This is a genomic window from Corynebacterium sp. ACRQK, from assembly GCF_022345965.1.
Lineage (GTDB): Bacteria > Actinomycetota > Actinomycetes > Mycobacteriales > Mycobacteriaceae > Corynebacterium.
The window spans coordinates 263,106-269,978 of the sequence record NZ_JAKRMU010000003.1 but is presented as its reverse complement, the minus strand read 5'-3'; the positions used below and the strand labels follow the sequence as shown (position 1 = coordinate 269,978).

The 6,873-nt window shown below is 65.3% G+C and carries 5 protein-coding genes; 4 read left to right on the top strand and 1 reads right to left on the bottom strand.

What is annotated here, in order from left to right; translation table 11 throughout:
• Together MHX63_RS05455 and MHX63_RS05450 are read left to right on the top strand one after the other, a co-directional pair.
• Positions 1-763: helix-hairpin-helix domain-containing protein (locus MHX63_RS05455; RefSeq protein WP_239387579.1), on the top strand; the 763-nt coding region annotated here is incomplete at its 5' end.
• 80 nt (positions 764-843) lie between these two features.
• Positions 844-2,280, top strand: a complete 1,437-nt coding sequence (locus tag MHX63_RS05450) for a prolyl oligopeptidase family serine peptidase (protein ID WP_239387578.1) — start codon at positions 844-846, stop codon at positions 2,278-2,280.
• A gap of 48 nt (positions 2,281-2,328) precedes the next feature.
• Here MHX63_RS05450 and MHX63_RS05445 read toward each other — a convergent pair whose 3' ends face one another.
• Entirely contained in the window at positions 2,329-3,528 is a 1,200-nt protein-coding gene (locus MHX63_RS05445) for a DUF4272 domain-containing protein (RefSeq protein ID WP_239387577.1), read from the bottom strand.
• A gap of 101 nt (positions 3,529-3,629) precedes the next feature.
• On the opposite strand from MHX63_RS05445, the gene MHX63_RS05440 reads away from it, so the two are divergent.
• Together MHX63_RS05440 and MHX63_RS05435 are read left to right on the top strand one after the other, a co-directional pair.
• Complete coding sequence (locus tag MHX63_RS05440) at positions 3,630-5,423, top strand: S9 family peptidase (protein WP_239387576.1); 1,794 nt, start codon at positions 3,630-3,632, stop codon at positions 5,421-5,423.
• 171 nt (positions 5,424-5,594) lie between these two features.
• The gene (locus MHX63_RS05435; RefSeq protein ID WP_239387574.1) at positions 5,595-6,872 is read left to right on the top strand and encodes an alpha-hydroxy acid oxidase; all 1,278 of its coding nucleotides are present in this window, start codon (positions 5,595-5,597) and stop codon (positions 6,870-6,872) included.
• Position 6,873: the final 1 nt, after the last annotated feature.

Sequence of the window (6,873 nt, the reverse complement as noted above, 5' to 3'; positions counted from 1 at the left end):
GAGACAGAAGGGGATCTCCGCCGAGGTGGCGGAGCGCATCGTGGAAGCACGCGAGCGGATCGGCCGCTTCACCAGCGTGGAAGACCTATCCCGCGAAGCCGGGCTGACCGTGGCTCATGTGGAGAAGCTGGCGCGGGCGGGGGCTTTGGGGAGCCTCGGGCTGACCCGCCGCCAGGCCGTGTGGGCCGCCGGGGTGGCGGCGACCGAGCGGCCGGGAATGCTGCCGGGGACGTCCGGCGTGCATGCACCGGCGTTGCCTGGGATGAGTGCTTTTGAGATGGTGGCGTCCGAACTAGCGACCACGGGCGTGACGACGGCCGAGCATCCGGTGCATCTGCTGCGCGAATACCTGGACGAGTGGCACCTGCGCCCTGCCCCGCGGGTTGCGCACTCCGGTGATACTGCCCCGCGTGGCGGCGCGGCAGTGGTGACGGCCGATAGCCTGCTGCGCGTCCCCGATGGCACGCGGGTGCGCGTCGCTGGCGTGGTGACCCATCGGCAGCGCCCCGCAACCGCAGGTGGGGTGGTGTTTTTCGGCTTGGAGGACGAGACCGGGCTGGCGAATATTGTGGTCTCGCAGGGGCTGTGGGTGCGGCAGCGGGCGGTCGCGCTAAATGCAAAGATCCTGGTCGTTCGGGGGATTGTCCACAACGCGGAGGGGGCGGCTACCGTGACGGCGGATCTGCTGGAACAGGTGGAGACTCAGCTGCGGCCGGCCGGCGAGATCGCGGGAGCACACGCGGGCTCGCGAGATTTCCGCTAAGTCGGCGCTTCTCGCTGGGATGATGCTGAACACTGGGCCGGTAATTGACACAGGCGTAGCAGCCAAGAACAATCGTCCCCGTGACTCGTGAGCCTTTCGACCCCGATGACCCCCGCGCGCAACGTCGCGCGCGGGGAAACTCGGCTCGGAAGGAGCGCCTCCACCTGGCGGCGCCTCCACAGGTCAGCGGTCAGGAAGCTGCGCGCTTCGGGGAGGAATACTGGCGGGGCAGCCGGCGGCGTCATCAACAGAATCCCGAAAACCGCGCGAAGGGCGGACGGCACCGAGCGGACCGCGCCAACAATCGCCGCGCGCCGGAGCGCCCCACCGGCAGCCGCCCCACGGAACAACAATTCCGCCGCAGGCGCATCGCGGCAACCGTTTTCGCGGCATTTCTGCTGCTCTGCGCAGCCGGGATGGGCGTGGCCATCCAGAAGATCACCCACGCCCCCCATGACGATCCGCAGGCGCACAACGCGGTGAAGGAACCGGCGGATTTCGCTCCGACGGAAGCGGTGGCCATCCCACCCGCAGGCCCCAACGTGCAGGTTTCTCCTGCGGTGGCGCGAATCCCGCAGCACTTCCACCCGATCCGCGAAGTGCCGAAGGCAGGGCAGAACAAAACCCTCGAGCTCAAGTCCGGCAAGCGCGACCGCCGCTACATCATTAACGTCCCGCGCGGCGCGCAGCCCTATGACAAGAACCAGAAGGAGAACCAGCAGGAGGAGGCGAAGAACCAGAAGCCCCTCCCGCTGATCTTCGCGTTCCACGGCTACCGCGAGCAGGCCAGCCAGATGGCGCGCTACACCGACCTGGCGGGCAAGAACGCGATCGTGGTGTATCTGCAGGGCATCGGCAACGCATGGGAGGGCGCCCCGTACGCGCGGGTGAAGGCCGGCGAGGACGTGCGCTTCGTCCGCGATGTGATGGATGCGGTGTCTTCCACCTACCAAGTGGATGCGAACCGGATCTACGCGACGGGCATGTCCAACGGCGGCGGTTTCGTGGGCAAGCTGGCCTGTGAGATGCCGGACGAGTTTGCGGCCTTCGCGGCCGTATCCGCGGCCTACTACTCGGGCACGTGGCGCGCCTGCGCAGAGAAGGGAGCGGACCCGAAGAAGCCACAGGACGTCCGCTTCAAGCGCGGTGAAACCACCCCGTACCTGGACATTCATGGCCGCAAGGATCAGACGATCCACTATGGTGGCGGCGAACGATACAAGGACGAGTACCTGGGAGCTTTCGAGTTCTCGCAGCTATATGCGAGCCGCGCGCATTGCGTGGGCGCGCCGATTGCCACCCGCGTGACGGACGCCGTGCAGCGCGTCCAGTGGCCGAACTGCGGTCAACACATGGAGGTCATGCATCTGGCGATCGGCGATGCGGGACACACCTGGATGGGCGAGCGCACGGGCGAGGCCGGCGCGGGCGCGGAGGACCGTTCGCGCGAGCGCCGCTCTAATGCGGTGACCGCGTCGGGCGAAGTCGCCGCGTTCTTTGAGTCCCATCACCGGTGACCCCGGGCCGCGTGCGGGCGTTGGGGGCGACTTGGAGAGAGTCGACCTTTAAGTAGAGAGATCTACGTCGTCATACGCGATAACCGGATCGGTCAGCCAGGCGACGGCGCGGTGACGTTCGACGAGGGTGGAGTGATCCTGAGGCTGGAGGGTGCCAGGGCCGGTCTGGCTGGGGTTATCGGACTGCAGCTCCACGGAAACCCAGCGCAGAGAGTAGATGTGCTCCAAGACGTCGCAGATCTCCGGGAGGCTGCGCAGTGGCAGTGCGGACGCATCGCGCCCTTCCTTATCCACGGTGCGTAGTGCACTCCGCAGGGCGGGAAGATCCACGGGAGTAAAACCGAAGACGTCAATGTCGATCAGGCCGACGACCCAGGCGAGGAACTCAGCAGCGGTGTAGGCCCAGGCCAGCTGGTACGCATCGTCCTGCAGCTCCTGGTTATAGGCCTGTGTTCCCTGTGCCTCCTGCGCTTCTTGCGCAGTCTCTGCGGCGTCGAGGAAGGACCGCTCAATCGGGGTGAGGTTGTCGAAGGTCCGCCGCGATCCAGAGCGCAACGCGTCGAAGTCCACGGGCTCGCCGTTCAACACTGCTACGGCAACGGTCGCCACCACGGACAAAGTCACGGCCCGGTTGAAGACCTCCTCGGCGGGGCGCAGCAGCACCTCGGCTTCGCTGCGCACCGGCGGCAGCGTCGTCGCCACCTGGAAACCCTGCCGCCACAGGCCTCCACGTACGCGGCGCATCCGCTCTACGGAGCCCGGGTGCTGCGGTACAGAGTTCGCCTGCGCTCCACTGGCCTGGGAACTGCCGACCAGTGCGGGATCCAGTAGATCTGCGCCGCCTGCATTGCGCACGGTGCCGTCGGTCAGGAAGAAGATTGCGTTGGCTTCGCGTGCCCAGTCGGCGAATTCTCCCAGGTGGGAGAAGTCAAAGTCATCGTCGCGCTCGAACACATAGTGCCGCCGCACGCTGTGGATGTGCTGCATCACCGTGTGGATATAAGAGTTAAAGCTGCCGAATCGCTCCTCACCCTGCGTGGCTGCGTACCCCTCGAAACCAGTTAGGTGTTCCAGCAGCTCACGAGTTTGCTGCTCCTCGTCCTCGCCAGCGCCATTGGCCGTGGTCTTCAAGAACGGCCGGTCTGGCGAGTCGAAGCACAACTCGCGGGAGGCGATGGCGGGCTCGCCCGGTCCGCGGAAGGGCACGTCCGCGCGGACGGTGGAGTAGGCGTTCACGTAAATGCTCATGTCTTCACAGCATAGAGTCTCTCCGCCCCACCCGCACCAGTCTCTACCTAAAGGCGAAACTGTTAGGTCAGCCGAAAGGGCTTCGCTAGAATACTGGATTCATGCGCCATACGACCGCCCCTTCGCTAGCCCCCAACGGCACTGCCATCGCCTACATCGTCCGCGATGGCGGGTATCCCTACGCCGTCCAGGCAGCACTCACCGAGGATGGCGTGGGCAAGGAACGCCCCGTGCAGCTGCCCATCGAAGGCCCCGTCACGCGCGTGCTGCACTCCCCGGACGCACAGTGGATCGCCTGCGAGGTTTCCCCTAAGGGTTCCGAAAAGCTCGAGACCTTCACGGTATCTACGGACCCTGAGGTCGAAGGGGCGTCACCACTAAGAAACACGTTCGACGCCCGCACGCATCTGGTCGAATGGGACCGCGACAAGCTGGCGATGGACGCAGTGGCGGCCGACGGCATGACGGAAGCGCGTCTGGTCGACCCGAGTACGTCGCGCTACCAGGTGATGGACCGCCGCATCGACGCGCTGCTCGTCGCTTCGGAGGCCGGGTATAGCCTCATGCGCGTCGGCCCGCGTGGCAACCGCGAACTGCTACTGGTTACCCCGCGGGGCCGTTGGATGCCGCTGCTGCCGCCGGAGCCGGGAGCCACCACGGAGGATGGCCGGATTCTGCCGATCACGGACAGCCGACTGGTGATTCTAGTGGTCACCGACCATGGCGCGGACCGCCGTCGGCTCATGCGGCTGGTTGTGGATATCGAGGGCGAGCGTCCGGTGTGTATCGAGCGCGAGGAACTGATCAGCAACCCCGAGGCGGACGTCGACGAGTTCGCCATCAGCGAGGACCTTTCGACCGCCGCGGTGCTGTGGAACCAGGCGGGCATTTCCAACCTGGAGCTGCTAAGCCTCGGCGAAGATCAGCGCGTGCAGGTCCGCCGCACCGTCGAGCTGCCGGGAATGGTCGCCGCGGGCCTGTCCATCACTGACGATGGCCAACTGTTGGCGCTGACAGTCGAAGGGCCAAACCTGCCGCCGACGGTGGAGGTACTGCGCCTGGAGGCCGGACGCGTGGAGCCGCTGGACTCAGACCGCACCGACCGCCTGGACGAGCGCGCCCGGCAGGGCGACGTCCCGGAACTGGTCTACTACACCGCCCGCGACGGCCTGGAGCTATCCGGCTGGCTGTACCTGCCGGAGGACCCCGCGCCGGGCCGCCCGGTGTACGTGCATCTGCACGGCGGCCCCGAAGGCCAATCCCGCCCCGCCCACCACGACGTGCTTGCGGACATCGTCGCCGCTGGTTACACCGTGTTTACACCCAATATTCGCGGGAGTAAGGGCAACGGCCGCGCCTTCATCCACGCCGACGACCGTTATGGTCGCTTCGCCGCGATCGACGACGTTGCGGATACTGTTTCTTTTCTTTGTGACGCCGATTTGTGCACCGCAGGGCGGGTATTCCTGGGAGGCCGCAGTTACGGCGGGTTCCTAGCCGTGCTGGCGGCTGCCCGCTACCCGGACATGTTCCTAGGCGTGGTGGATGCTTGCGGCATGACGAGCTTCGAGACCTACTACGAGTCGACCGAGCCGTGGCTGGCGAGCGCGGCCTCCCCGAAGTACGGGTACCCGATGCACGATGCCGAGCTGCTGTGGGAGATCTCCCCGCTGCACAAGGCAGAGCTGATCACCACCCCGGTGCTGTTTATCCACGGGGCTAACGACTCGAACGTGCCGCTGCAGGAATCCCAGCAGCTATACGACGCGCTAGTGGAGCTGGGCCGTACCCCGCAGTTCCTGGAGGTTCCGGGGGAGGGCCACCAGTTTGTAAAGCCGAAGTCCCGGCAGCTAATCGGGGAGCGGATCCTGGAGTTCTTCGCGGAGCTGAGCTAGTGGAAGCGGAAGTCGCTGCACTATTGGGAAGTGCTGCAGCATACCCAGGCAGCGAAGCTCGGGGAAGCGTCCTATCGTGGAATTGTTGGGCCCTAAAACAGCGACCTACAGAACCACGCTATTTCGCGCGAATGAACCGCGAAGACACCCTGTGAGGAGAGCGATTTTCCCATGGCACACCAGAAACGCCAGATCCCGAACCCCGTTGAGATTTTCGACCTGCTGAAGTTTAAAAAGCCCACCCTGGATTTCAAGGCTCGTCGCCTCAACGATGCACAGACCATCTGGGATCTGCGCGCCATCGCTAAGCGCCGCACCCCGGCCGCAGCATTCGACTACACCGATGGCGCCGCCGACGAAGAAATCTCGATGAACCGCGCCCGCCAGGCTTTCCGGGACGTAGAGTTCCACCCGTCGATCCTGAACGACGTATCCAATGTGGACACCACCGCAGAGGTTTTCGGAGGTAAGTCCTCTCTGCCGTTTGGCATCGCTCCGACCGGCTTTACCCGCCTGATGCAGACCGAAGGTGAGCTCGCGGGCGCGAGCGCCGCGGGGTCCGCAGGAATCCCGTTCTGCCTTTCCACCCTGGGCACCACCAGCATTGAGGACGTGCAGAAGGCCAACCCGAACGGCCGCAACTGGTTCCAGCTGTACGTGATGAAGGAGCGCGAGATCTCCTACGGGCTGGTGGAACGCGCGGCCAAGGCCGGCTTCGATACCCTGCTGTTCACCGTGGATACGCCCGTCGCTGGTAACCGCCTGCGCGATGCCCGCAACGGCTTTTCCATCCCACCGGAGATCTCCCTGGGTACCGTGCTCAACGCCATCCCGCGCCCCTGGTGGTGGTGGGACTTCCTGACCACTCCGCCGCTGGAGTTTGCCTCCCTGACCAGCACCGACGGCACAGTCGGCGAGCTGCTGGACTCCGCGATGGATCCCTCCATCAAGTTCGAGGATTTAAAGACCATCCGCGAAATGTGGCCCGGCAAGCTGGTCGTTAAGGGCGTGCAGAACCTGCCGGATTCCAAGAAGCTGGCCGACCTGGGCGTCGATGGCATCATCCTGTCCAACCACGGCGGCCGCCAGCTGGATCGCGCCCCAGTGCCTTTCCAGCTGCTGCCGGAGGTCGCCCGCGAGGTCGGCAAGGATCTGGACGTGGCTATGGATACCGGCATCATGAATGGCGCGGACATCGTCGCCGCGATCGCCAAGGGCGCGAAGTTCACCCTGATCGGCCGCGCGTACCTCTATGGGCTGATGGCAGGTGGCGAGGCCGGCGTGAACCGCGCCATCGAGATCCTGGCCAGCGAGGTTCGCCGCACCATGCGCCTGCTGCAGGTTTCCTCCCTGGACGAACTGACCCCGGAGCATGTCACCCAACTCAATACTCTGGGCCTAAACCGGGTGAACGGCGTACCTGAGGACGAGCAGACCCTGTTCAGCTAGG

Bases quoted from the DNA above. Each gene is read 5' to 3' on its own strand.
- MHX63_RS05445 (WP_239387577.1), bottom strand. From the start codon at position 3,528: ATGAGCATTTACGTGAACGCCTACTCCACCGTCCGCGCGGACGTGCCC.
- MHX63_RS05440 (WP_239387576.1), top strand. From the start codon at position 3,630: ATGCGCCATACGACCGCCCCTTCGCTAGCCCCCAACGGCACTGCCATC.
- MHX63_RS05435 (WP_239387574.1), top strand. From the start codon at position 5,595: ATGGCACACCAGAAACGCCAGATCCCGAACCCCGTTGAGATTTTCGAC.